Source organism: Microbulbifer sp. TYP-18, from assembly GCF_040932045.1.
Classification (GTDB): domain Bacteria; phylum Pseudomonadota; class Gammaproteobacteria; order Pseudomonadales; family Cellvibrionaceae; genus Microbulbifer.
In genome coordinates this window covers 345,068-369,356 of record NZ_JBFRBC010000001.1, presented here as the reverse complement: position 1 = coordinate 369,356, position 24,289 = coordinate 345,068, and the positions used below count along the sequence as shown (strand labels likewise).

23 protein-coding genes are annotated in these 24,289 nt (G+C 60.6%); 2 read left to right on the top strand and 21 right to left on the bottom strand.

Features of this window, described 5'->3' with window-relative positions:
* Positions 1–85: 85 nt before the first annotated feature.
* From hisS to trmJ, 15 genes are all read right to left on the bottom strand, one after another.
* A complete protein-coding gene (hisS, locus tag ABVT36_RS01425) occupies positions 86–1,348 on the bottom strand; it encodes a histidine--tRNA ligase (protein ID WP_368454914.1) in 1,263 nt (420 codons plus the stop codon).
* 117 nt (positions 1,349–1,465) lie between these two features.
* Positions 1,466–2,578, bottom strand: coding sequence for a flavodoxin-dependent (E)-4-hydroxy-3-methylbut-2-enyl-diphosphate synthase (gene ispG / locus ABVT36_RS01420; protein WP_367148520.1), 1,113 nt, complete (start codon positions 2,576–2,578; stop codon positions 1,466–1,468).
* A gap of 132 nt (positions 2,579–2,710) precedes the next feature.
* Positions 2,711–3,700, bottom strand: a complete 990-nt coding sequence (locus ABVT36_RS01415) for a RodZ domain-containing protein (RefSeq protein WP_368454912.1) — start codon at positions 3,698–3,700, stop codon at positions 2,711–2,713.
* On the bottom strand, positions 3,690–4,466 hold the full coding sequence (gene pilW, locus ABVT36_RS01410; RefSeq protein ID WP_368454911.1) for a type IV pilus biogenesis/stability protein PilW: 777 nt from the start codon (positions 4,464–4,466) through the stop codon (positions 3,690–3,692). The genes ABVT36_RS01415 and pilW overlap by 11 nt, the downstream gene beginning before the upstream one ends.
* 455 nt (positions 4,467–4,921) lie before the next feature.
* Positions 4,922–6,049 (bottom strand): 23S rRNA (adenine(2503)-C(2))-methyltransferase RlmN, encoded by a 1,128-nt coding sequence (rlmN, locus tag ABVT36_RS01405; protein ID WP_367148523.1) that lies wholly within the window; start codon positions 6,047–6,049, stop codon positions 4,922–4,924.
* A gap of 56 nt (positions 6,050–6,105) precedes the next feature.
* Positions 6,106–6,534, bottom strand: a complete 429-nt coding sequence (gene ndk / locus ABVT36_RS01400; protein ID WP_367148524.1) for a nucleoside-diphosphate kinase — start codon at positions 6,532–6,534, stop codon at positions 6,106–6,108.
* Positions 6,535–6,793: 259 nt separating this feature from the next.
* Complete coding sequence (iscX, locus tag ABVT36_RS01395; protein WP_367148525.1) at positions 6,794–6,988, bottom strand: Fe-S cluster assembly protein IscX; 195 nt, start codon at positions 6,986–6,988, stop codon at positions 6,794–6,796.
* A 34-nt stretch (positions 6,989–7,022) separates the two neighbouring features.
* Positions 7,023–7,361 carry an ISC system 2Fe-2S type ferredoxin gene (gene fdx / locus ABVT36_RS01390; protein ID WP_367148526.1) on the bottom strand — a complete coding sequence of 113 codons (339 nt, stop codon included), beginning with the start codon at positions 7,359–7,361 and terminating at the stop codon, positions 7,023–7,025.
* Between the two features lie 49 nt (positions 7,362–7,410).
* On the bottom strand, positions 7,411–9,273 hold the full coding sequence (gene hscA / locus ABVT36_RS01385; protein WP_368454909.1) for a Fe-S protein assembly chaperone HscA: 1,863 nt from the start codon (positions 9,271–9,273) through the stop codon (positions 7,411–7,413).
* Positions 9,274–9,275: 2 nt separating this feature from the next.
* Positions 9,276–9,827: a Fe-S protein assembly co-chaperone HscB gene (gene hscB, locus ABVT36_RS01380; RefSeq protein WP_368454908.1), complete on the bottom strand. Its 552-nt coding sequence runs from the start codon at positions 9,825–9,827 to the stop codon at positions 9,276–9,278.
* Positions 9,828–9,924: 97 nt separating this feature from the next.
* Complete coding sequence (iscA, locus tag ABVT36_RS01375) at positions 9,925–10,248, bottom strand: iron-sulfur cluster assembly protein IscA (protein WP_367148529.1); 324 nt, start codon at positions 10,246–10,248, stop codon at positions 9,925–9,927.
* Positions 10,249–10,260: 12 nt separating this feature from the next.
* Positions 10,261–10,668 carry a Fe-S cluster assembly scaffold IscU gene (iscU, locus tag ABVT36_RS01370; RefSeq protein ID WP_368454906.1) on the bottom strand — a complete coding sequence of 136 codons (408 nt, stop codon included), beginning with the start codon at positions 10,666–10,668 and terminating at the stop codon, positions 10,261–10,263.
* A 26-nt stretch (positions 10,669–10,694) separates the two neighbouring features.
* Positions 10,695–11,909: an IscS subfamily cysteine desulfurase gene (locus ABVT36_RS01365; protein ID WP_368454904.1), complete on the bottom strand. Its 1,215-nt coding sequence runs from the start codon at positions 11,907–11,909 to the stop codon at positions 10,695–10,697.
* A gap of 81 nt (positions 11,910–11,990) precedes the next feature.
* Positions 11,991–12,473, bottom strand: a complete 483-nt coding sequence (iscR, locus tag ABVT36_RS01360) for a Fe-S cluster assembly transcriptional regulator IscR (RefSeq protein ID WP_367148532.1) — start codon at positions 12,471–12,473, stop codon at positions 11,991–11,993.
* A 130-nt stretch (positions 12,474–12,603) separates the two neighbouring features.
* A complete protein-coding gene (gene trmJ, locus ABVT36_RS01355) occupies positions 12,604–13,389 on the bottom strand; it encodes a tRNA (cytosine(32)/uridine(32)-2'-O)-methyltransferase TrmJ (RefSeq protein WP_368454902.1) in 786 nt (261 codons plus the stop codon).
* 171 nt (positions 13,390–13,560) lie between these two features.
* Here trmJ and ABVT36_RS01350 point away from each other — a divergent pair, with 171 nt between their 5' ends.
* Complete coding sequence (locus tag ABVT36_RS01350; protein ID WP_367148534.1) at positions 13,561–14,364, top strand: inositol monophosphatase family protein; 804 nt, start codon at positions 13,561–13,563, stop codon at positions 14,362–14,364.
* 111 nt (positions 14,365–14,475) lie between these two features.
* Here ABVT36_RS01350 and ABVT36_RS01345 read toward each other — a convergent pair whose 3' ends face one another.
* Positions 14,476–16,452 carry an ATP-binding protein gene (locus ABVT36_RS01345; protein ID WP_368454901.1) on the bottom strand — a complete coding sequence of 659 codons (1,977 nt, stop codon included), beginning with the start codon at positions 16,450–16,452 and terminating at the stop codon, positions 14,476–14,478.
* Positions 16,453–16,954: 502 nt separating this feature from the next.
* On the opposite strand from ABVT36_RS01345, the gene ABVT36_RS01340 reads away from it, so the two are divergent.
* Entirely contained in the window at positions 16,955–18,106 is a 1,152-nt protein-coding gene (locus ABVT36_RS01340; RefSeq protein ID WP_368454900.1) for an acyl-CoA desaturase, read from the top strand.
* 140 nt (positions 18,107–18,246) lie between these two features.
* Here the strand turns inward: ABVT36_RS01340 and ABVT36_RS01335 are convergent, their stop codons facing one another.
* From ABVT36_RS01335 to ABVT36_RS01315, 5 genes are all read right to left on the bottom strand, one after another.
* Positions 18,247–20,334 carry a TonB-dependent receptor gene (locus ABVT36_RS01335; protein WP_368454899.1) on the bottom strand — a complete coding sequence of 696 codons (2,088 nt, stop codon included), beginning with the start codon at positions 20,332–20,334 and terminating at the stop codon, positions 18,247–18,249.
* Between the two features lie 69 nt (positions 20,335–20,403).
* Positions 20,404–21,408 (bottom strand): alpha-L-glutamate ligase-like protein, encoded by a 1,005-nt coding sequence (locus ABVT36_RS01330; protein WP_368454898.1) that lies wholly within the window; start codon positions 21,406–21,408, stop codon positions 20,404–20,406.
* The gene (locus tag ABVT36_RS01325; protein WP_367148539.1) at positions 21,409–22,941 is read right to left on the bottom strand and encodes an inactive transglutaminase family protein; all 1,533 of its coding nucleotides are present in this window, start codon (positions 22,939–22,941) and stop codon (positions 21,409–21,411) included.
* Between the two features lie 62 nt (positions 22,942–23,003).
* The gene (locus ABVT36_RS01320) at positions 23,004–23,702 is read right to left on the bottom strand and encodes an ATP-dependent zinc protease (protein ID WP_368454897.1); all 699 of its coding nucleotides are present in this window, start codon (positions 23,700–23,702) and stop codon (positions 23,004–23,006) included.
* Positions 23,703–23,937: 235 nt separating this feature from the next.
* The gene (locus tag ABVT36_RS01315; protein ID WP_368454896.1) at positions 23,938–24,273 is read right to left on the bottom strand and encodes a YqcC family protein; all 336 of its coding nucleotides are present in this window, start codon (positions 24,271–24,273) and stop codon (positions 23,938–23,940) included.
* Positions 24,274–24,289 lie beyond the last annotated feature (16 nt).

The window sequence follows — 24,289 nt, the reverse complement described above, 5'->3', positions numbered from 1 at the left end:
GTAAATCGCCCTTCCGGTAATTGTAAATTCATGCAAATGAGGCGGCCGCAGCCGCTCATACTTATCGGCAGTGTCTGGCGGCCCGCTAACTCTGTAGCAGTGCCGGCAGTTCCGCCAGTGCCAGCGTCTGCTGCGGTTCGCCGGAGCGTAAGTCCTTCACCGTCACCCGCCCCGTCGCAGCCTCGTCCTGGCCGATAATCAGTGCATAGTCAGCACCGCTTTTGTCGGCCTTCTTCATCTGGCTTTTCAGGCTGCCGCCACCGCAATGGGTCTGCAGACGCAGCCACGGCAGCTCGTCGCGCAGCTTTTCCGCCGCCGCCAGGGCGGCTGATTGTACCTCACCTGCGACCACAAGGTAGGCGTCTACCTGCTGGTGCAGGGATTCGGGCAGTGCCTGCAGGGTTTCCAGCATCAGCACCAGACGCTCGACGCCCAGGCCAAAGCCCACCGCAGCAACCGGCTTGCCGCCCATCTGCTCCACCAGGCCATCGTAGCGGCCGCCGGCGCAGACAGTGCCCTGCGCACCCAGGCAGTCTGTGACCCACTCGAATACCGTCTTGCCGTAGTAGTCGAGACCGCGCACCAGGCGCGGGTTGATCTCATACTCGACGCCGGCGGCGTCCAGCAACCGGCGCAGGTCGTCAAAATGCGCCGCAGATTCCCGGTCGAGAAAATCCAGTAGACAGGGGGCAGCTTGCAGCAGTTCCTGGGTCCGGTCATTTTTGCTGTCGAGGATTCGCAGTGGATTGCGCTCCAGCCGCCGCTGGCTGTCCTCGTCCAACTGCTCCCGGCGTTCGCTGAGATAGTCTACCAACGCTGCGCGATAGGCCGCGCGACTGGCGCTGTCGCCGAGTGAATTGAGTTGTAGCCTGAGGTTGTCGGCGATGCCCAGTTGGCGCCAGAGGCGCGCGGTCATGATCAGAATTTCAGCATCGATATCCGGGCCTGCAATGCCGAAGACTTCAATGCCAAACTGGTGGAACTGGCGCAAGCGGCCCTTCTGGGGGCGCTCGTAGCGAAACATGGGACCAAAGTACCAGAGTCGCTGGGGTTGATTCAGCAGATTGTTCTGGATCGCCGCACGCACTGTGCCGGCAGTACCCTCCGGGCGCAGAGTGACACTGTCGCCGCTCTTGTCATCGAAGGTGTACATTTCCTTTTCAACGATATCCGTCGCCTCCCCCACCGCGCGACTGAACAGCTGCGTGGCCTCCAGATAAGGGGTACGAATTTCGCTGTAGCCGTAGCGGCCAAAGAGTTCGCTGAGGGTGGTTTCCACATACTGCCACACCGGTGACTGGTCTGGCAGCAGGTCGTTCATGCCGCGGATTGCGCGAAGCTGTTTCAACGGTGTTTCCCAATTCTTATGTTGCAATAAATCCGGTCGCCGGGGCCAAACGATTAACCCGGCAACCTTGATTACCGGGTTAGTGAGTACCATGCCACCGGCGCTTGGCCAGTGTCTTTAGGCCTTGGCGATAATGTCCGCTTCCCGCTCGGCCTTGGCCGCGGCTTTTTCGCGGATCAGGCGCTCCAGATCGTCCACCAGGTCATCGTTGTTAAATTTCCGGCTGGGCTGGCCGTCGACGTAGACAGCGTGACTGGGAGCGCCGCCGGCCAAACCGATATCGGCCTCTCTGGCTTCGCCGGGACCGTTAACGATGCAGCCGATCACCGCCACGTCCAGGGGCGCGGTTATGTCCTCCAGTCGCGTTTCCAACTGGTTGACCGTTTGCACCACATCAAAATTCTGGCGCGAACAACTGGGGCAGGCGATGAAGTTGATACCCCTGGTGCGCAGGCGCAGACTCTTCAGCAAGTCCCAGCCCACCTTGACTTCCTCCACCGGATCCGCCGCCAGCGACACCCGCAGGGTGTCCCCGATGCCGTCCAGCAACAGTGCCCCCAGGCCGATTGCCGACTTGACGGTGCCGGAGCGCAGACCGCCAGCCTCGGTGATACCCAGGTGCAACGGCTGTTCTATCTGCTGGGCCAAAGCCCGGTAGGCAGCCGTGGCCATAAAGATATCCGAAGCCTTGACGCTGACTTTGAAATTGTGGAAATCCAGGCTGTTGAGAATCTCCACATGCCGCAGGGCTGACTCCACCAGCGCATCCGGGGTGGGTTCACGGTATTTTTTCTGCAGATCCTTTTCCAGCGACCCGGCATTGACGCCGATCCGGATCGGGATATTCAGGTCCCGGGCCTTGTCCACCACAGCGCGGATCCGCCTCTCGCGGCCGATATTGCCGGGGTTGATGCGCAGACAGTCGACCCCCAGGTCGGCCACCCGCAGGGCGATACGGTAATCGAAGTGGATATCCGCCACCAGCGGAACTTCCACCTGCCGCTTGATTGCACCAAAGGCCTCAGCGGCATCCATGGTCGGCACGGATACGCGGACTATATCCGCTCCCGCCTGCTCCAGACGCTGAATCTGTCCCACAGTGGCAGCCACATCACAGGTATCTGTGTTGGTCATGCTCTGCACCGATATGGGGGCGCCGCCGCCAACGGGCACCTTGCCCACCATTATCTGGCTCGACACGCGGCGGACAATAGGTGACTCAAATTGCATAGGCTTTTCACCCGGCGGTTTACGGACTGGATTTTTGCGGGGGGAATTATAGGGCCTGTCGGCATGAAATTCGATGGCCGCCGCCACCGGTGGCAGCGGCTGGCGGCCTGTGCCCAGGCGACAGGGGACCAGCTACTCCCCTACAGTCAGCCGGCGGGTACGACGGCCGCCGATGGGGTCACTGGCAATCAGCTCACCGAGGTAGCGCACCTCGGTGGCGGCGGCATTGCCCAGCATCAGTTGGAACGGCGGCGTGCCCTGGAGGCTCAAGCGGGAACCGGCGGCCTGCAACTTTGCCAGCAGCACGGCACCGGTGGCGTCCCTGACCTCTATCCACGCCTCTTCGGCAAATCTCAACTGCAGGGGTCCGACCTCCCCCGATTCCGCCCCGGCAGGCGGAGCTAACCGCGCCTCTGTGGACGCCGGCGCCGGCAAGTCTTCGGCGGACGTGGATGTCACCGGCAAAACGGCACTCTCCGGCTCGTCCGGCAGCGGCGGCTGCGCCTGCCCGCCGGGCACAGTCCCAGTATCCGGCTCCGCCAAGGGTCTGTCTGTTGATGCCACAACCGCTGTAGAGGCTTCAGGGCTGTCGCGTTGGGGGAGAGTCGCCGATGGGCCGGGTTCCGCCGGCGCGGCGCCGAACTCCCCCTGCAGGTCGCTGACGGCCTCCACAGCGTAACCGGCATCCGGTGCCATATCGCGGCCGTAAAACCAGTAAATGGCACCCGCTACCAATAGCAGCGGCAACCAGGTTAGGTGGCTCTTGCGCGTCTCCACCACCGGCCCGCGCCGCACGTGCTCGACGATTGCACGACTCTGCTGCTCGGCGGCGCTATAACCGGAGTAGGCCTGCAAGACCGGCCCGGGATCGATACCCAGCTCCTTGGAGGCATTGCGGATATAGCCGCGCACATAGATGGGCGCGGGCAACAGCTCATACTCATCCCGCTCTAGCCACTCCAGTTTGTCACAGGTCATGCACAGGCAGCGGGCCAGCTCCGGCAGGCTTATCCCCGCCTGCTCGCGCGCGCGGCGCAACTGGCTGCCGGGGGAATTGTCCAGCGTGGGTGTGGTGCCGCTGGCGGCCTGACTTTGCTCTGTATCTGCAATCTTATCCGTCATTGGCGGTCATCTTCTGGTATTCCAGCGCCTCCGCAGAATAGGGATAGAGGTTTTTCAACGCCAGCGCGTAACTCCGCTCTTTGTCCCTGTTGCCGAAGATTTTTTCGATACGCACGCCCAACCACAGAGACTGGGGCACCTGGCGATGGTGGGCACTGTAGCGGTCCAGAAACTTCTTGGCCTCGGGGTAGTTGCCGCTGTCAAACCTGAGTTCTGCCAGTTCCAGCAGCGCCTGGGGCAGATCCGGATCCAGTCCCAGCGCGCGGGAAAACGCCGATTCGGCCGCCACCACATCGCCGAGGCTCAGCGACGCGCGACCGAGATTGGTCAGTGCGTAGGAGCGCCGGTTGTAGGTGAGATCCTCAGAGGCTATCTGAAACTGCTCGCGGGCTTCGCGAAAGCGCCCCTGCTGATAGAGAAACACCCCGTAGTTGGTCCGCGCCATGGAAAAGTGCGAGTCGTAGCGCAGGGCTTTCTTGAAATGGGACTCGGCCACCGCCAGTTCGCCGTCGGCCTGATACAGCAGCGCCAGGCCGTGGTGCGCCTGGGGATTGCGTTTGCCCAACTCCAGGGCCTTGTTGAAATGATAGCGGGCGACTTCACGGTTATCGCCACTTTGCAGATAGCGCAAACCCAACTGCACATGGGTTTTCAGGGCCTTGTCCAGGTCCACTTCGCGCTCCGGCAGCCCGGTGGTCACACAGCCACCCAGGTAGGCACTGAGCAATACTAATATCAGGGCGGGGGAACAGATCTTGGCTAACACTGCTGCATCACCTTAATTATTAATCCGGCGACCAAACAGCCTGTCCCTGTTCTGTTTGATTGGTGTTGTTGTATAGCGGCACAGCATGCCCGCATTATTCGGCATTCGCGGCGGCGACACTAGGGCCTGTTCACACTAACTGAGATAGCCCTGCTGCTTCAGGTTTTGTGGCCTGCAAGGCAGGAATTGCGCAGTGTGGTGGGTCCACATAAGCAATTTCTAACACCGCAGGGCGCGAAACCAGGGGCAGCCCTTCGGGTTGTACCGGAAAAGGCGCCACTCTTCGTTGCTCGTCGCTCATTTGGAACAACCAAACCGCGCTCCTCTTGCCTCGATTGGCACCTTTTCTGTCACAACAGGGCCAACTCCGTTAGTGTGAACAGGCCCTAGCACTACACTGACTCTACGGCCTCTGCCGGGTGCAGAGACCGGCTCCCTCCGGTATTGCCCCAGTCCTAGCCCAGGATACGGACCGGTTGCTCAGTGTTGCGGTAGCGCTCTGAGCGGCGCGTGCGGTCGTTCACATTGCCGGCCAACTGGCCACAGGCCGCCGCTATGTCGTCACCGCGGGTGGTGCGCACAGTTACGGTATAACCTTTGTCCAGCAAAATCTGTTGAAAGCGTCGCAAAGCGTTATTCCCGACCCGCTGGTAGTCGGACAGCTCGAATGGATTGAAGGGTATCAGATTTATCTTGACGGGCACATCTCGCAACAGCTCCGCCAGCTGCTGGGCGTGCTCGGGGCGGTCGTTGACCTCCCGCATCAGCGTGTATTCGATGGTCATTTTGCGATGGGTGTCGGGCATGCGCTCAATGTAGCGCTTGGCGCTGTCCAACAGCATGGCTATGGGATATCTGCGATTGATGGGCACCAGTTGATCGCGCAGTGCATCGTTGGGCGCGTGCAGGGAGATGGCCAGACTCACATCGGTGACATCCGCCAGTTTATCCAGCGCCGGCACCACCCCGGAGGTACTCAGGGTCACACGGCGCTTGGAAATCCCGTAGGCATTGTCCTCCATCATCAGGTTCATGGCGTCGACCACATTGTCGAAATTGAGCAGTGGCTCACCCATGCCCATCATCACCACATTGGTCACCTTGCGCGGCCCGCCGGGCTGCAACTGGCCGAAGGATTTACAGGCGATCCACACCTGACCGATGATCTCCGCCGCACTCAGGTCGCGGTTGAAACCCTGCTTGCCAGTGGCGCAGAAGCTGCAGTCCAGCGCGCAGCCCACCTGCGAGGAAACGCAAAGCGTGCCGCGGTCACCGTCGGGGATATAGACGGTCTCCACCGCATTGCCACCCTCAACCCCGATCAGCCACTTGCGCGTGCCATCGGCGGAATCCCACTGCCCCAATACTTCGGGCGCGCGAATTTCGGCCACCTGGGCCAGCCTGTGACGCAAGGCTTTGCTGACATTGGTCATCTCGGCAAAGTCGTCGACGCCACTCTGGTGCATCCACTTCAGCAGCTGTACAGCGCGGAAGCGCTTTTCCCCCAGGGACACGCAAAATTCTGCCAGCTTATCCAGCGACAGGCCCAGCAAATTGGTTCTTTCCGCTTGTGCTTCGTTCATGCAGTCACCTCGGGGGCGAATCGCACCGGCTCAGACAAGCCGGTGCTCAGGCGCCTCTAGCCGCGCGGGCAAACCTCATCGGCGGCGAAAAAATAGCTCACCTCCCGCGCCGCCGACTCGGCGGAATCGGAGCCGTGCACTGCGTTGGCGTCAATGCTCTGGGCAAAGTCGGCGCGGATGGTGCCCGGCGCAGCTTCTTTGGGGTTGGTCGCGCCCATCAGGTCGCGGTTTGCCGCAATCGCATTCTCACCTTCCAGAACCTGGACCACCACCGGTCCGGAAGTCATAAAGTCCACCAGATCCCCGAAAAAGGGGCGCTCCTTGTGCTCAGCGTAAAAGCCCTCAGCCTTCTCCCGCGACAGATGCAGCATTTTCATGGCGACGATTCGCAGGCCCGCCTTTTCAAAGCGGCTTTCAATCTCACCAATTACGTTCTTGGCGACCGCATCGGGCTTGATGATGGAAAGAGTGCGTTGCAGGGCCATGTTGATCTCCGATTAATAGGTTGCAAGTACAAAAAGAGCAACCGCAGTTGCTCTCGTTGGAATTCTGTGTGCGCATTGAACCGTCCGGTTTGGTACCGGGGACAGTCCGCCGCCAGTTACGGACGGCGGATTATACGCCCTAGTGCACGAAGTTTGTACTATTGCCCCGCGGGGGCCGGTGAAACAATGGGGCCGTCACTTGAGCGCCGGGGGTGCGCACTGCCCCCCCCAGATTAACGGCACAAGGCGGAAGAGCAGCTTACTCGGCCTCCTCGATCCAGGCCGCCTGGATCGCTTCGAGGATCTTCTCACCACAGCGGTCGGGGTCATCATCGAATCCGGGCAGGGCCATGACCCAGGCGCGCAGGTCAACGAAATTGACCGCCAGCGGATCTGTGTCCGGACGGGTCTCCACCAGCTCTATGGCGATTTCGTTGATATCTGTCCATTTCATCGTGAACTCCTCGGCAGTTCCGGCAGCCTGTCACTCAATGTTTTTCCGACACCTGGTTGATCGTGTACTTGGGAATCTCCACCACCAGGTCCTCTCCTTCCACTATGGCCTGGCAGGAAAGACGCGAATCCGGCTCCAATCCCCAGGCTTTGTCCAGCAGATCCTCCTCCAACTCGTCCGGCTCTTCCATGGAATCGAATCCCTCGCGCACTATCACATGGCAGGTGGTGCAGGCACAGGACTTCTCACAGGCGTGCTCAATCTCTATCCCATTGGCCAGGGCGGCATCACAGATACTCACGCCACTGTCCACCTCGATCACCTTGCCCTCTGGGCAGATCTCCGCATGGGGCAAAAACACTATCTTCGGCATAGGCTTCCGACTCTCTCAGGTCACTCTGCGGAGGCGGGCTCCGCACCACTTATTGGTCAAATTCATCCAGCGTATGGCCCCGCATGGCGCGCTTGATCGATGTGTCCATACGCCGCGCCGCGAAGACTTCAGACACCTGATTCAGCGCCTCAATGCGCCGGCGGATCTCCTCCGCATCGCTGCCCCGGTGAGCCAGCCGCAGGGCTTCCATATCCCGCTCGAGGCGCCCTATCTCCTCCTCCTGAAGCAGTTCGGCGCCGTTTTCCCGCAGCGCCGCCAGCAGGGCCTCCAGGGCCCGCTCCGCCTCCACTCGCGCCTCGCGCAGGGCCCGCTCCGCCACATCCTCCTGGGCATGCCGGTAGGAGTCCCGCAACATGCGGGAAATGTCGGCGTCCTGCAGACCATAGGACGGCTTGACCGCAATATCGGCGCTGACCCCACTGCTCTTTTCCACAGCGGTGACGGACAGGAGACCGTCGGCGTCCACCTGGTAGGTCACGCGGACATGGGCCGCACCGGCTACCATGGGCGGAATTCCCCGCAACTCGAACCGCGCCAGTGAACGGCAGTCCTCCACCAGTTCGCGCTCGCCCTGCACCACATGAATGGACATGGCGGTCTGGCCGTCCCTGAAGGTGGTGAATTCCTGCGCTTTGGCCACCGGGATAGTGGTATTGCGGGGGATCAGCTTTTCCGTCAGGCCACCCATGGTCTCTATGCCCAGGGCCAGCGGGATAACATCCAGCAGCAACAGATCGTCGTTGGATTTATTGCCCACCAGCACATCCGCCTGCAGTGCGGCGCCGATGGCCACAACCCGGTCCGGGTCAATATCCAGGTGTGGGGCGCGGCCAAAGAACTCCTCCACCCGCTCGCGTACTCTCAGAGTGCGGGTGGACCCTCCCACCAGCACCACCTCCTGTACTGCACCGGGCCCGATCCCGGCGTCGCGGAGCGCGCGCTTGCAGGCGCGCAGTGTCCGGTCGATCATGGGGTCCAGCATTGCCGCCAGTTCACTGCGGTTCAGGACACCGCGCCACTGGCCATAGTCGATCTCCACCTGCTCGCACTGGGCCAGTGCCTCTTTGGCGGCACAGGCACAGTCCAGCAGTGCCCGTTGGGCGAGAGCGTCGCAATCCGCTTGCAGACCGGCCTGCCCGGCAATCCAGTCGGCGATGGTGCGGTCAAAATCGTCGCCCCCAAGGGCGGTGTCACCACCGGTGGCCAGCACCTCGAAAATGCCGCGGGAAAGGCGCAGGACGGAGATGTCAAAAGTGCCACCGCCCAGGTCGTACACCGCGATCACCCCCTCCTGCCCTTTGTCCAGACCGTAGGCGACCGCGGCGGCGGTGGGCTCGTTCAGCAGGCGCAGCACATGCAACCCCGCCAGCTGCGCCGCATCCTTGGTGGCCTGGCGCTGGGCGTCATCAAAATAGGCCGGGACAGTGATCACAGCGCCATCCAGGGCGCCACCCAGCGCCTCGCTGCCGCGGGCTGCCAGCACACGCAGAATTTCCGCGGAAACCTGCACCGGGTTGACGGTGCCGGAGGCGGTCTCGATCGCCACCATACCGCCCTCTGTATCCGCCAATTGATAGGGCGACCGGTCGCCGAGGCTCTGCAGGTCCTCCCGGCCACGCCCCATCAATCGCTTGACCGACAGCAGGGTGTTGCGGGGATCGCTGGCCGCGCCCCGGCGCGCCGACGCGCCCACTGTGGTGGTGCCGTCGCCGGCGTAGTGCACTGCGGACGGCAGAATGACACTGCCATCGGTGGCCGCAATGGCCTCGGCATCGCCATTGCGCACTGTCGCCACCAGCGAATTGGTGGTGCCCAGGTCAATGCCGACCGCGCGCTTGTGCTGGTGGGGTTCCGGGGTCTGGCCGGGCTCGGAAATCTGCAGTAGTGCCATCGTCAATCCAGTAAATCCTCTTCCAACTCCTCCACCTGCCGCTGCAGCTTGGCGAGAAACTGCAATCGCAGCAGGGAGTCCCTCGCCGCCGGCAAGTCACCGCCACTGTATCCCCGGGCAAAGCACTCCTCATCCGCTGCGCGCAGTGCTTGCACCTCTTGCTCCAGTGCCCGCAGCGCAGCTGTGGGGTCGGGTGCCGCAGGTATCTCTTCGAGCCGCTCCCGCAGCGCCATTTGCTGCATCAGAAAAGCGGCATCTGAAGTGGTCTGATCGGGCCCCATCTCCACCCCCGCCAGTTGCAGCAGATAGGCGGCGCGCGCCACGGGATCGCGCAACGTGTTGTGGGCCTCGTTGATCCGCGCCGCATATTGCATAGCCAGCATTTGTTCCCGGTCCGAGTGCGCCGCATACTTGTCCGGATGGAATTGTCGCTGAAGTTCCCGGTAACGTGCAGCGAGCCTCGAGCGGTCCACCGCAAAGCCCGGCCGCAGACCAAATATCTCGAAAAAATTCTGTTGAAGGCCCATCAGTCCACCCATCCAAGTGCTGGTCAAAACCCCGCCCCAGACGACTTTTACCGCGTCGGTGCACCGTACAAAAAAGGCCGGCATGCTCCCTCGCACCCGGCCCGGCAACCTGGAACATCGAGTTTCACACGTGGAAACTCTCGCCGCATCCGCACTCATTTTTCACGTTTGGATTGGAGAAGGTAAAACCCTCGTTCAAACCCTCTTTGACAAAATCCAGCTCGGTGCCGTCGATATAAGCGAGGCTTTTGGGGTCCACAATCAGCTGCACCCCCTCCTGCTCAAAGATCACATCTTCGCTGTTGGTCTCGTCCACAAATTCGAGCACATAGGCGAGCCCGGAGCACCCGGCGGTTTTTACCCCGACGCGAATTCCGATACCTCTGCCGCGTTTGCTGAGCTGGCGCTGGATATGCACCCGCGCCGCCTCCGTCATAGTCACTGCCATGGTGCGCCTTGCTTAACCGGCTGCGGACTGCTTTGTCTTGGTGTCGCGCTTTTCGCGCACATCCCGCACCGCCGCCTTGATCGCATCCTCTGCCAGTACCGAACAGTGAATTTTCACCGGCGGCAACGCCAGCTCCTCGGCAATGGCCGTGTTCTTGATCTGCTCGGCCTCGTCGATACTCTTGCCTTTTACCCACTCGGTGAGCAGTGAGCTGGAGGCGATCGCGGAACCACAACCGTATGTCTTGAACTTGGCATCCTCGATAATGCCGTCTTCGCTTACCTGAATCTGCAGCCGCATGACGTCCCCACAGGCGGGGGCACCCACCATACCGGTACCCACATTGTCCGCTTGGTCATCCAGGCGGCCGACGTTGCGCGGATGCTCATAGTGATCGATTACTTTATCGCTGTATGCCATGGCTTTTCTCCAAAATCTCTACGCGTTTAGTGCGCCGCCCATTCAATGGTACTCAGATCGACACCATCTTTGTACATATCCCAAAGCGGCGACAGCTCGCGCAGTTTCTCCACTGCCTTGCGCACTTCCGCAGCCGCGGTATCCACATCCTGCTCACTGGTAAAACGTCCGAAACTGAAGCGCAGTGAGCTGTGGGCCAATTCATCATCAACACCCAGAGCCCGCAGAACGTAACTGGGCTCCAGACTGGCAGACGTACAGGCGGAACCCGAGGAGACAGCCAGATCCTTCAGGGACATGATCAGACTTTCGCCTTCCACGAAGGCGAAACTCACATTCAGGTTGCCGGCTACGCGCTGCTGCAGGGAGCCGTTTACATGCACCTCTTCCATATCCTTGATCTGATCCCAGAAGCGGCCGCGCAGGCGCAGCAAACGCTCACGCTCTTGCACCATCTCCTCTTTGGCGATGCGGAATGCCTCGCCCATACCGACAATCTGGTGCGTGGGCAGGGTACCTGAACGCATCCCCCGCTCGTGCCCTCCACCGTGCATCTGCGCTTCGAGACGCACCCGCGGCTTGCGGCGCACATAGAGAGCACCGATACCTTTGGGGCCGTATATCTTGTGCGCGGAAAATGACATCAGGTCCACTGGCATTGTAGCCAGATCAATCGGCACCTTACCGGCACTCTGGGCCGCATCCACATGAAACACGACCTTGCGCGCCCGGCAGATTTCCCCGATTGCGGCTATGTCGTTGATGACCCCGATTTCGTTGTTGACATGCATCAGGCTCACCAGAATGGTGTCTTCGCGCAGCGCCGCCTCGACCTGCTCCGGGTGGACTATGCCGTCGGCGCGCGGGCTCAGGTAATCGACTTCGAACCCCTCCCGCTCCAGTTGCCGACAGGTATCCAGCACCGCCTTGTGCTCGACCTTGGAGGTAATGATGTGCTTGCCCCTGCCCTGGTAAAAATGGGCGGCTCCCTTGATCGCCAGATTGTCCGCCTCGGTGGCGCCGCTGGTCCAGACGATCTCGCGGGGGTCGGCGTTGATCAGCTCGGCCACATGGCGGCGCGCGTCCTCCACCGCCTCTTCGGCTTTCCAGCCATAAATATGCGAGCGGGAAGCGGGGTTGCCGAAGTTACCTTCCATAGTGAGCTGTTGCGCCATCTTTTGGGCGACCCGGGGGTCCACGGGACAGGTGGAGGAATAATCCAGATAGATGGGAAGCTTCATAGATATCTCTCTCCGCGCACTTTAGCGGCGGTTTCAATGTGCTCTCGATTGCAAACTTTCAACGCGGGGCCGGCGCGCAACTTACTGCAGACTGCCAATCACCGCCACCCTTTCTTCCGGCGTCTCATCGCGCTTGTCCTGCCGGCGCGCAACTTCCTGCACGTCGGAGCGGGCCACCAGGTCCGCGAGGCTGATACCACTGAGGAAACTGTGGATCTGCTCGCTCAGATCAAACCAGAGATAGTGCGTCAGGCACTGCTCTCCCGCGGCACAGTCATTGTTACCACGGCAGTTGGTGGCATCCACGGACTCGTTGACTGCATCGACAATCTGCGCCACAAAAACCTCTTTGGCATCCCTTGCGAGCCGGTAACCGCCACCGGGACCGCGTACGCTGGACACCAGCCCGGATTGGCGCAGGCGGGAAAACAGCTGTTCCAGATAAGACAGGGAAATACCCTGGCGCTTGGAAATATCCGCCAGGCTGATAGGCCCCCGATCCATGTGCAGCGCCAGGTCCAGCATCGCCGTGACCGCGTAACGGCCTTTGGTTGTCAAACGCATTCGCACTCCCGACTGATTGACGGCCCTTTGAATTGGATGCGAGTATGGAATAACCCACTACCGCAGTCAAGTATATAACCGGGCAAATCAGTCAGGTATTGACTGCAGTGTTTCTGGAACTGGTGGCGCACTATCCGTCGACAGCATCCCCCCCGGGCCTGCCCCGCCCGCCGCTGCGATGGATATGGTTCTGGATGGCCGTCAGCATCCCGCGCAGTATGCCCAGCTCCATATCGTCGGGACGCACGCGACTGAACAGTCGACGCAAGCGGGCCATTGTCTGGCGCGGATTGTCCGGATCGATAAAACCCAGTTCCGTCAAAGCCCGCTGCAAATGGTCGAAATAGAGTTCCATGTCGCTGGATTTGGCCGGCGGCCTGTCCCATTCCGCGTAGCTGAGCTGGCCACCCTGCTCTTTCTCCAGCGCGGCCATGCGCACCTCGTAGGCCAGCACCTGTACCGCCGCGGCGAGATTCAGGGAGCTGTAATCCGGATTCGAAGGAATATGCACGTGGAAATTACACAGCTGCAGTTCCTCATTGGTGAGCCCCCGGTCCTCGCGGCCGAACACCACTGCCACCGGGTGCACCACCGCCTCCGCCACTGCCCGGGCACCGCATTCCCGCGGCGTCAGCATGGGCCAGGGGATACGTCGCTCGCGCGCGCTGGTGGCCACCACCAGGCCACAGTCGGCCACCGCCTCCTCCAGTGTCTCCACAACCACCGCGGTATCCAGAAGATCCGCGGCACCGGCGGCGCGCCAGATCGCATTCGCGGCGGGAAACTCCCGCGGCGCAACCAGATACAGCTGCTTCAGGCCCATATTCTTGAGCGCGCGGGCGGCGCCACCTATGTTGCCGGGGTGAGCACTGTTGACCAACACGAAGCGAATACTATCGGGAGCGGACTTAACCATAAGGCGTGGACAGGGTACAGAGACCAATTAATGGGGTTTGCGGGCGCGCGAGTGTAGCAAATATACACGAGAATCCCTACAATCCACGCACCCCGGCTGGCCCGGGGCCGGAGGCCACCCCTGGCAATCTCCCGCTTTTTAACCCCATCAACCACTGAGTGCGGAAGAGTTATGGAACCCATGCTGAATATCGCCCTGCGCGCGGCACGCAAAGCCGGAGAATTGATTGAACGGGCCTGGGAGCGCAGCGACCTGACCCAGTTGGAGGAGAAGGGTCGCAACGATTTCGTCACCGATGTGGACCGGGCCAGTGAGCGGGAGATTATCTACCACCTGCGCAAGGCCTACCCCAAACACAGCATACGCGCGGAGGAAAGCGGTCTGCACGAGGGCGCCGAACCCGAATACGAGTGGATCATTGATCCCCTGGACGGGACCACCAACTTTATCCACGGCGTGCCGCAATTCTGCGTATCTATCGCCTGCCGCTACCGCGGCAGAATCGAACACGCGGTCGTGCTCGACCCGATAAAGCGCGAGGAATTCACCGCCAGCCGCGGTCGGGGGGCGGCACTGAATGGCCGCCGTATCCGCGTTTCCGGCCGCCAGGGTTTGCGCGGTGGTCTGATCGGCACTGGAATTCCGTTTAGCGGCCCGGCGCTGGAAAACGTCGACCCCTATTTGACCGCCCTGAAGGAAATTGCCCGGCAGACCGCCGGCATCCGCAGGCCCGGTGCAGCGGCACTGGACCTGGCCTATGTGGCGGCCGGACGCTTCGACGGTTTTTGGGAGATGCACCTGAACACCTGGGATATCGCCGCCGGCGCGCTGCTGGTGAAAGAAGCGGGCGGACTGATCAGTGATTTCCACGGTGGTGAGAGTTACCTGGACTCGGGCCACCTGGTGTGCGGTACGCCCAGGGTATTCAAGCCGCTGCTGCAGATCGTCGGCAAACACCTGAACGGGGTTCGCTAACCGGGCGAGTTGCCGGACCAGTGAAGCCCGTAAAATTGATAACCGTCCACCGCTCCGGACCTCCGCAGCCCATTGGAGACCTCGCGGTGGACCTTGCGGTGCTGGCCCAAATCAACATTCCCCGGAGGCGATACTGGTCTCCAGCACTTTGCACAGCTGCGCCAGGGGAAAGTTCTGGGGCAGCCAGGCGACACAGTCCCCACCTGAATAGTCCCCGACGGCGACGCAACGAATATCGGTTGTGGCCGGATCATTGCTGAGAATGCGCGCTATCTCCTGCGCCGACAGTCCCGGCATCGCCATGTCCAACAAAACCACATCGGGCCGGCGGGTGCGCGCCACAAATATTGCCTCCACGGCATCCCCGGCCACCAAATGCTGGACATGGGAAAAGCCCGCCAGCATTTTTTGCAAACGCTCGGTTTCCCGCGGGCGGTTCTCCACCTGTAGGATACGACAGGAGGGCGGCACTTCCACTTCCACCGGCGTCGGGGGTATTTTGATTGTTTCCGCCGGAGCGCCGATCAGTGGGAACTCTATCCAAAAAATGGAACCCTGGTCTTCGAGGCTTTCGAAGTCGATACGCCCACCCATGGCCTCAGTAAGGCGCTTGGCAATCGCCAGTCCGACGCCAGTGCCCTCGATATGACCTTTCTCGGCCCCCAACCGGTTGAAAGGCTCAAATACCTCGCTGCGCTTATGCTTGGGGATACCGCGGCCGGTGTCCAGGATGCTCAGTCTCAACCAACCCTCCGCTTGGGGGACGAAGTTGATCACCACCCGGCCATTTTCGCGATTGTATTTCACCGCATTGCCGGCGAGATTCAGGACCACCTGCTTGAAGCGAACCGGATCGGCACAAATGTGGGCCCGCTCCCAGCCGAGGGGCTCAAAAATCAGATTCACCCGGCGCGTTTCCGCCAGTGGTTCCAACAGCCGCATACAGTCGGCCACCAGGGGCACCGGCTGGATAGGCTCCATAGACGGCGCCAGGCGCTGACTGTCGATCCGCGCCAACTCCATAACGTCCCCTACCAGATGCAACAGATGTTGGCCGGCGCGGCGGATTTCTGTCAGCCGCTGGCGCTGATCCGGGTTGAGGCTCTGGTCCTGCTCGACCACCTTGCTGTAGCCGAGAATCGCGTTTAGGGGCGTGCGCAGTTCGTGCCCCAGGCTGACCATCAGCTCAGAGGTATTTTTGCTCAATTCCCGCTGGCGCTGCAGGTCCCGTTCAGCGCGCTCCAGTGCCACACGCTTCGCCGTAACATCCTGCACCAGGCCCACCACACGCTCCGGCCCCTCATCTCCATCCCCCTGCACCCGGCCCCGGCATCGTACCCAGACAATACTTCCGTCCCGGTGCCACATGCGGAACTCCAGGTCCAGCGGCGCTTTCTCCTGCAGGTGGCTGAGCAACCCCTGTTCCACCAAGGGGAGATCGTCGGGCAATATACTGCGCTTCCACAGACCGGACCGGGAGCAGGCATCCGTGGCCAGGTTGGCACTGTCATAACCCACTATGGCCCAGCCGCGGGCATCCAGCAGGATCTGGTCGGCGCTCAGATCCCATTCCCAGATTCCGTCGCCGACACCTGTGAGTGTCTGCAGCGCAGATTCCTGCGCCACAGCGGGGCCACGGCACTGGGACCAAACCGCCGTGAGATCGCTGAAGCCACCCACTACATAGGTGCCGTCACTCCCGAGGCTGGTCCCCCAGATACGCAGCCAATGCTCGCCATTCCGCGGGTCACCGGCGCAAAACGATAAAGCCGCGACGTTCCCCCCCGCGCCCAGACGGCGGAAAAATGTCTGCAGTTTCTGGCGGTATTCGACCCCGACCCAGCGGGGAGGCGTTTCGCTCCACAGGCTCTCGATACCCGCCAGTCCCCTCTCCGCCAAACTGGACCACAGATGCCCACTGGTGTTGACCTGCCCGGTTTTGGGTCTCCATTCCCAAACCCCGCAATTGCCATCGTCCAACAGCCGGCACAGTCGATCCAGTTGTAGGGCGGGCGAATCAGGTGCCTCATTACCTGAAGCCAGCGCAAAGAGGTCGCGAGCTTGTGTTGGGGGAGCTTGTCTGGACACAGTGGAGGGTGCGCTTTTTTTGCTTTTTGTGCCTCCAAGTGAAGCACTATTCGCATTAAAACAAAAGTCCCAGTCAGCAGTAGAAGCCGCCATCAAGGCCAGCAACAGACTTTCCGGTCAGTATTTGCAGGCGCTGGCGGCTCACTTGGGATTTGGCGCCAACTTATGGGCATTGAGCCGACGACTGAATAGGGTGGATATTTTCACAACTATACGCGGGTACTTTACCTGCAAATTTCGGTGCACAAACCCGACCAAATAGTCATGCCCATTTCAGCTCTGCCCAGGCATGGGAGTAGGTGGTACTCAAGTTCAAATTTCCGCAGCGCGGGGATGTGCTGGCTTCGGGGATGGGTTAGGATTCCGCCCAGGGGTCAACTGTCTCCACAAGCGAAATATTTCCGACCCGTCGTCCACGCACAACAGTGCTTTGAAATATCAGTGGCGCAACCGGAATACGGGACGACAGGTGTTACCAGAGTATTAAAAACAAGGTTACTGCATGAACGCTTTCACTGAGGCACCCCGCATCTGGGTCACAACCATTCTTTTTGCCGGCACCGCTCTGGCGGCGCTGATCCTGGTGCCCCTGTATGGTGTAATGGTGGGCTACCACTGGTATCAGTGGCTGGCTTTTGCGGTTTACGGGGCACTGTGCGGATTTAGCATTACCGCTGGCTACCATCGCCTCTGGTCACACCGCACCTATGATGCCCACTGGTCTCTGCGCCTGCTGTACGCCCTGTTTGGAGCCGCCGCACTGCAGAACAGCGTCCTGATCTGGAGTTCCGACCACCGCCGCCATCACCGCCATGTGGATGACGATGGTCTCGACCCCTACTCCGCCAGTCGCGGCTTCTGGTTCTCTCATATCGGCTGGATGTTGCGGCAATATCCCAGCGGTAAAGTGGACTTTGACAACGTCAAGGACCTGCAACGGGATAAGATTGTTATGTGGCAACACAATCACTATATCCCCATCACCCTGGTTATGAATGTGGGTCTCACACTGCTGTTGGGCTGGGCCACCGGTGATATTGTCGGCATGATGCTGCTGGCGGGTGTATTGCGCATTGTTGTGAACCATCACACCACTTTCTTTATCAATTCCCTGGCCCATATGTGGGGACAGCGCCCTTACACCGATGAAAACAGTGCGCGGGATAACGGCGTTCTGGCTTTTTTTACCTTTGGTGAGGGCTACCACAACTACCACCATATTTTTCAAACCGATTACCGCAACGGTGTGCGCTGGTATCAGTGGGATCCCACCAAATGGCTGATCAAAACCGCCAGCTGGCTGGGACTGGCACGCAACCTTAAGACCATACCGGCGATGCGCGTCCAGCGGGCCATGCTGTCCATGCAGTTCAAGCGGGCGGAACGTAAACTGCAGCAATCGAACCATAAAGAGAGCTGGCGTGAATTGTTGGAAAAAGAGGCTCAGCAGTTTTCAGCCGCACTGTCCGAGTGGAAACAGCTACAGTCCCGCCGCTACGAAAACGCCCGCGAACGCCTGCTGGCCAAGTGGGAAACCGCCGCGATTCGTACCCGGGTCAAAGAACTGGAATACAGCCTGAAAATGCAGCGCAAGCGCCTCAATATCATGATTGAACAGTTTCACCTATGTCCCTCAGCCCTCTCCGGAAGCTGACCCTTTAATCCGTGCCGGCAGGCGGGACCGCTCTTGGCCCCGTGCTTTCTTGTCCCTCGATCATACTCCCGTGCGGCAGCCAATGCCGCCGGGGCTACTGAAGAAAGCGACACAGGCACTGCGCACAACCGCCGCAACTTTCACAGTGCCAGACTCAAGTCCACATAGACGCTGCGTGGCTCGCCAATAAAGTAGCGCTCCCCACCCCCCAGGCGCGAAAAGTCTGCCCTTTCCGCGTAATCCACATTCGCCAGATTGCGCACCCGCACACCGACGGTTGCGCGCTCGGACAACTGTTGGCGTAAGCGCAGAGTGAGCAGCTCGTGACCATCGTAGCGGTACCGATTCTCAATATCGGTAAAATAGGCGCCCGTATGATCCCAGGCCAACTCCGCCTGTGTCGACTGTGACGGCTCCCAACCCAGGCGGACGGCAAACAGTCGCCGCGGCGCGGTATCTATGTCGTTGCCCGCAGTTTCGATCAGGTCGTTACTGCCGGGCGTCGTCACATCGGCCGTGTACCGGTGGCGGGCGAGAGTTCCGGTGAAAGCGAGCCGCCAGTTGCGCGGCAGCTGCCAGCGCAGATCGTATTCGAATCCATAGTGCCGGGTGGCGCCATCACTGAGATTCAACCGGTCCGACGACTGGAAAACCACATCTTTCTTCTCCTGGTAAAAAGTTACCAGATGGAACTGCAGTGTGTCGCCGCCCCCTCTCAGCCCAAACTCCACACTATCGATGGACTCGGCATCCAGGTCCGCGCGCCTCTGCCCATTTTGCAACCGGTACAGTTCCGTCGCCTGGGGTGCCCGGTAACCCCGCGCCATCTTGGCAACACCCGCTAGCACGGGGCTGAACTCATGCACCAGACCAAACTCCACGGAGGTATTTTCAAACAGATCCCGCCGGTCTGCGGGCCGCGAGTAGCGACAACCTTCCGCACCGGTAAAACTGCTGATGCAAACGGATCCGTCTTCGCCGGTATCGCCGTCCTGCATACGGTTGTCATAGCGGTAGCGCAATATCTGGTGGCGGGCCCCGAATGTCGCGCGGGAAACATCGGACAACTCATAGTCGAAGCTGCCGAACAGGGCGGCAACCAAAGCACTGACCCGATAATCATACTGCCTGCCCGCGGGAAAGACGGAAAACCCCTCTTCTTGGGACTGCCGCAACCAGGCATCGGTAGCCTCAAGATCAAAACCGAGGGTGGCTGTCAGCGCATTTGAGAGATCGCCCACATAAGCGCTCTGCAATCCCAAGCTTCGCTGTCCGTTCTCTTCCAGTGGCGTACCGGGCAGAAAGTGCATCAGAAAAGCCATATCGGTGTAGCGGGCGTAGGGCGTCAGCACCCAAAGGTCACCGCCCTCCCCGGACAATTCGAACCGGCTTTGCAGCCGCACCGAACGACTGTCGCGAAAGGCTTCCGGGTTGGGATTTTCCCGTTTGCGGGCCGCGTCTTTATAGGCGTCCCGTCCGTAGACATAGCCGGCTGTCTCCTGGTTGAGGTTATTGACGCTCAACAAAGTGCGCACGCTGATATCCGCACCCACATAGTCATGGCGGCCGGTCATTTTCTGCTGGTCGAAACCGGAGTCCCGCTTAAAACCACCATCACCTGTCCCATTGACTGCAATGCCAAAGGCGTGGCTACCATTAACAGCGCCCTGGTTCAGTTTGACCCTGCGATAGTCACTGGGGCCCAATTCAAAGGTCAGATCGCCGGTGTTAGCCAGTGGATCGCCGCTCAGCACATTGATCACACCATGCTGGGCATCGGAACCGTAAAGAACGGGGGCCGGCCCCTTCAGTACTTCAATGCGCGCCGCCTGCTCGGTATTGACATCGAACAGTTGATTGACGTTACAGAAGCCCGTCGCCCGTACCGGCACACCGTCCTCCACCACCGCGAAGGCTCCACAACTGCCCGCGCCGGTCAAAACGGGGGAGCGGATGGCCGTCAGATGTTCCTGGCCATTGCCGCGATTGATCCAGACTCCGGCCTGCCCAGCCAGTGCCTCACTGACATGCACCGCCGCGGACTGCAGCAGCTCTTCCCCGGAAACAACCGAGAGGCTGGCGGCAAGCTCACCCAGGGGGCGCGGCTCGCGGCTGGCAGTCACTGTGACCAGCTCCGGGGCCGGATAATCGGCGCACACCGGTACCGCCAGGGGCAGCAACAGCAGGGCAAGAGGACGGCGGGCCAGCGGTGAAAGTTTTAACCCCATATCAGAATCCAGAAGACGGCGTTACTTTATTTGTGTGGCTATCGGGGCGCGCGACCGCAAACCGGGTGATCAGCTCTCTCCGGCGCCCGCGAATTGGTGCATGGCATAGATGACGCGCTCGTCCACATTTTTTTCCAGCTGCTCCAGCTCCATGGCCTCGATCAGGCCCAGGCGGGTGCGCAGTCCGGCGCCATTGGCGATTTGAATGGCGAGGCCCGGTCGCGCATTCGCCTCCAGCAGCAGAGGCCCGCGTTTGCGATCCAGCACAATGTCGCAACCCAGATAGCCGAGCCCTGTCATTTCGTAACAACTGGCGGCAAGGCGCACCAAATCGCGCCAGCCGGGTACCTGCAGTGCATCGAACCGCATTTCCGTATCCGGATGTTTGCTGATGCGCAAACCGCGCTGCACCGCGTGGCAGCTCCGCCCGGTGGCGAGGTCAATTCCCACCCCCACCGCACCCTGGTGGAGGTTGGCCTTGCCGTCGGAATCGTGTGTGGAGCAGCGCAGCATCGCCATGACTGGAAAGCCCCGGAAGACAATCACGCGGATATCCGGGACGCCTTCAACGGAATAATTGTCGAACACCGGGTCGAAATCCACCAGTGCCTCAATCATAACCCGGTCCGGCTTTCCGCCCAGGCTGTAGAGTCCGCTGTGGATATTGCTGACGTGTCGGAGAATATCCAGAGCGCTGACCTGGGCCCCGGACGGTTTGAGGTACTTGTCTCCCTCGCGGCCGACGATCACCAGAATTCCCTTGCCGCCGGAGCCCCGCGCCGGCTTGATCACAAACTGCCACAGGGGCTCTATCACCGCCATTACCCGCGAGCGGCTCGGCTGCACCTCAAATGCATCAATCAGCTCCGGTACCGGAATCCCCGCCCTTTTGGCGGCGCGCTTGGTATTGAGCTTATCGTCGACGATGGGATACTTGTCCCGGTCGTTATAGCGGGCGATATAGTCCACATTGCGCGCATTCATGCCGAGCACGCCCAGGCGCTGCAGCGCCTGGGGCGAAACCATGCCACCGCGGGCCTTGACCAGCAGGTGCCTGAGGGAGAAGCCGCGCATTTACCGCACCAGCTGGCGAAAACGCACCAACTCGCCGAGGCGGAACCCGGTGTAGTTGCCAATCACCAGAATCATCGCCAGCAGCACCAGGAGCAGCTCGGGGAAATTGAAAGTCAGGTGTTCCACCAGCCGGTTGGTCATTACCCAGTAAGCCAAGACCGCCACCAGCAGACTGCCACCTGCCTGTACCACCACTTCGTAGGGACCGTCTTCCTCCCAGACGATCGACATGCGTTCGATTGTCCACGCCAGAATAATCATCGGGAAGAAGGTGACTGTCAGCGCCTGTTCTATACCCAGCTTGTAGCTCACCACACTGATAGCCCCCATCAGTATCACTACCGTAACCACCACCGCGGCGATCCTCGCCACCAGCAACAGATTGAGGCGGCTGAGATAAAAACGGACCCACAGCCCCAACATCAGGATGAGGGTAAAAATACTAAGGCCGGTCACCAGGCGGGTTTCGATGAAAGCAATTGCCAACAGCACCGGCATAAAGGTCCCGGAAGTGCGCAAGCCGACAAACACCCGCAGTAACACCACCACCAGCGCCCCCACCGGAACCAGTAGTATCAGTTTGAAAATACTCTGCTGCTCGATCGGCAGGCTGTAAATGGAGAAGTCCACCAGTGCTTCCCGCTCCCGACTGGTACCCAGCATGGCCACATCGCGGGCCGGCACGTCGTTGGCGATTACCGAGAATGTCACGCGGGAGTTCCGGCCGCCCTCGACGTCCAGCAGGCTTTTGCCACCGCGTTGCCAGATAAAGAAATTTTTCGGCAAACCGGGTGAACCGGTGATGGGTTCGAACACCACCCAGCGCTCGCCGTCGTAAACCTCCAGTAAATCCTGCGGGTCGAGACGGCGACGATCATCTTCCAGATAAAGACCGCGGATTCGGTGCGCGGGAATATCCGCTGCGGCCAGTACCAGGAGGGCCACATCCACCAGTGAGCGGTTTTTATAGAAACCAAAGATCATATTGCGATCCTGGTTGCCGGTATCAGCCAAATCGGTGAGCAGCTGGGTGGTAAAGGTCTCGGTATCCGCGGACCGCTCCCGCGCTGTGTCCACCAGCGAATAAATTGCCTGGCGCACCGCCTCCTGTTCGCGCGCACCGAGGAAAGGCCGGTCCACCTCGGTACTCAGGTCCAGTGGCTGATCCAGTGCTACTCCCGGGGTCTGGTACACGTCCAGCTGGTAGAACAGGGACTGGCTGCCGGAGGCCTGCCGGCGGGACCACACGGCCCGGTACTCATCGTTGTCGCGGATAACGTTAAAGCCGAAGCCGGAGGAGCTGAAGGTTTCCGCCAGCACCTCCATATTGCGCTGAGCCCGCGGCAGGGTCAGCGCCGCCTTTACCGGGCCGCCCTCGGCGGTGAAACGCACCTTGGCCTCTATGGTCCATACGGTGCGGTACTCTCCCGGCAGTAACGGAAAACCCAGTTGGCGATTTTTGTAGATGGTGAGGCCGGCCCCCATGAGCGCCAGCAGAGCAGCGAGAACATATACTTGTGCGCGCGGCGACATTCGCCATTCCCCAACAGTGAGAGGACCCCGTCATATTGCGGCCCTCCAAAACTCATTCAGTGTTATTTGCTCTCCGGCAATTGTGGCGTGCCCTGCACATGGCGCCGGCTGACATCCACCACCGCAGAATCCTTGAGAAAATTGCGTCCCACCAGCAATGGGTAGTTGGCGTCGCTGCGGTCAGTCAGGTTCACCTCCACCATATGGGTCACCTGGCCGACATTCAGGCTCAAGTCCACTATGGGGCGGCGCTGACGATCAAAGCCGGGGCGGGCCACGCGGACATAGCGTTTGACCGGCAACTCGATGGACACAACCCGATTTTCCCCACCGCCGCCGGGCGGCAGTAAAAACCTCACCCACTCCTTGCCATCCCGCTCAAAGTGGGTAAGTTCCTGGGCGTTCAGCGAAGAGGTCGCAGCCCCTGTGTCGATCAGCGAATCGAGAATCACCCCGCCGGGTTCGATTGCGAAGCGCTCAACCGCACCCAACACCAGTTTGTCTTTGGCGACGGGCACTTCGACTATTTTTTCGTGGGTTCGTTCGATCACCCGCTCGACCACTTTCACTTCCGGCTCGGCACAGACCACCGGCTCCTGGGCCGGGCACTGCACACCCGGGGCAGAAGTCCGGCCGGGCTCACCCGCTACCGCGCTGGCAGAGGATGCGGGAGCGGGCTGCTGCCAGGGCATATGCAGCGATTCACAGCCAGCCAGCAACTGGGCAGCCAGCACCAACCACAGATGAGAAAAGTTTCGCATTCTTACCTACTACCTTAACGACCGATTATTGTGACCATCCTTGCGCTTGGATCGCAATCCGGCCTCTCCCTGTTGGTCATCTTGGGGGAATGCCCTGCTCCGATCTGGACAGGGGGCCGATGTTACCGCATCGGACCCTCAGCTGAACAGCCGCCCTCCATAGCCGGCGCTACGGACAATCGAAGATGGCACTCCCTCTTTGACGGGATCTATGACGTTGATCACAAACCATGGCTCAAACAGTTCCCGGGCCGCGCTCCAGGCGCCGGTCTATTTCCCGCAGCTGCTCGATCAGGGCGTGAAAACGACCGCTGTTTTCGAAAAACTCCTCCGCCACAGGTGCGATACCGCACCGCTGGGGCAGCGGTTGTCCCGACTCCACCAGTTGGCGCATACGGGGCAGGAACACAAATTGCAGCCACTGCGGCAGCGTCAGAGTGTCCAGGCAAAAGGGTTCGGTGCTTGCGAGCGCCTCCGCCGTGGGCCTTTCCAATGACCACAGCTTCAGCCGTCGCAGCTCCGCCTCCAGCCGCAACAGCTGATCGGCCAGCTCCATATAGATTTCATCCATCAGGGTATTCCCGCAG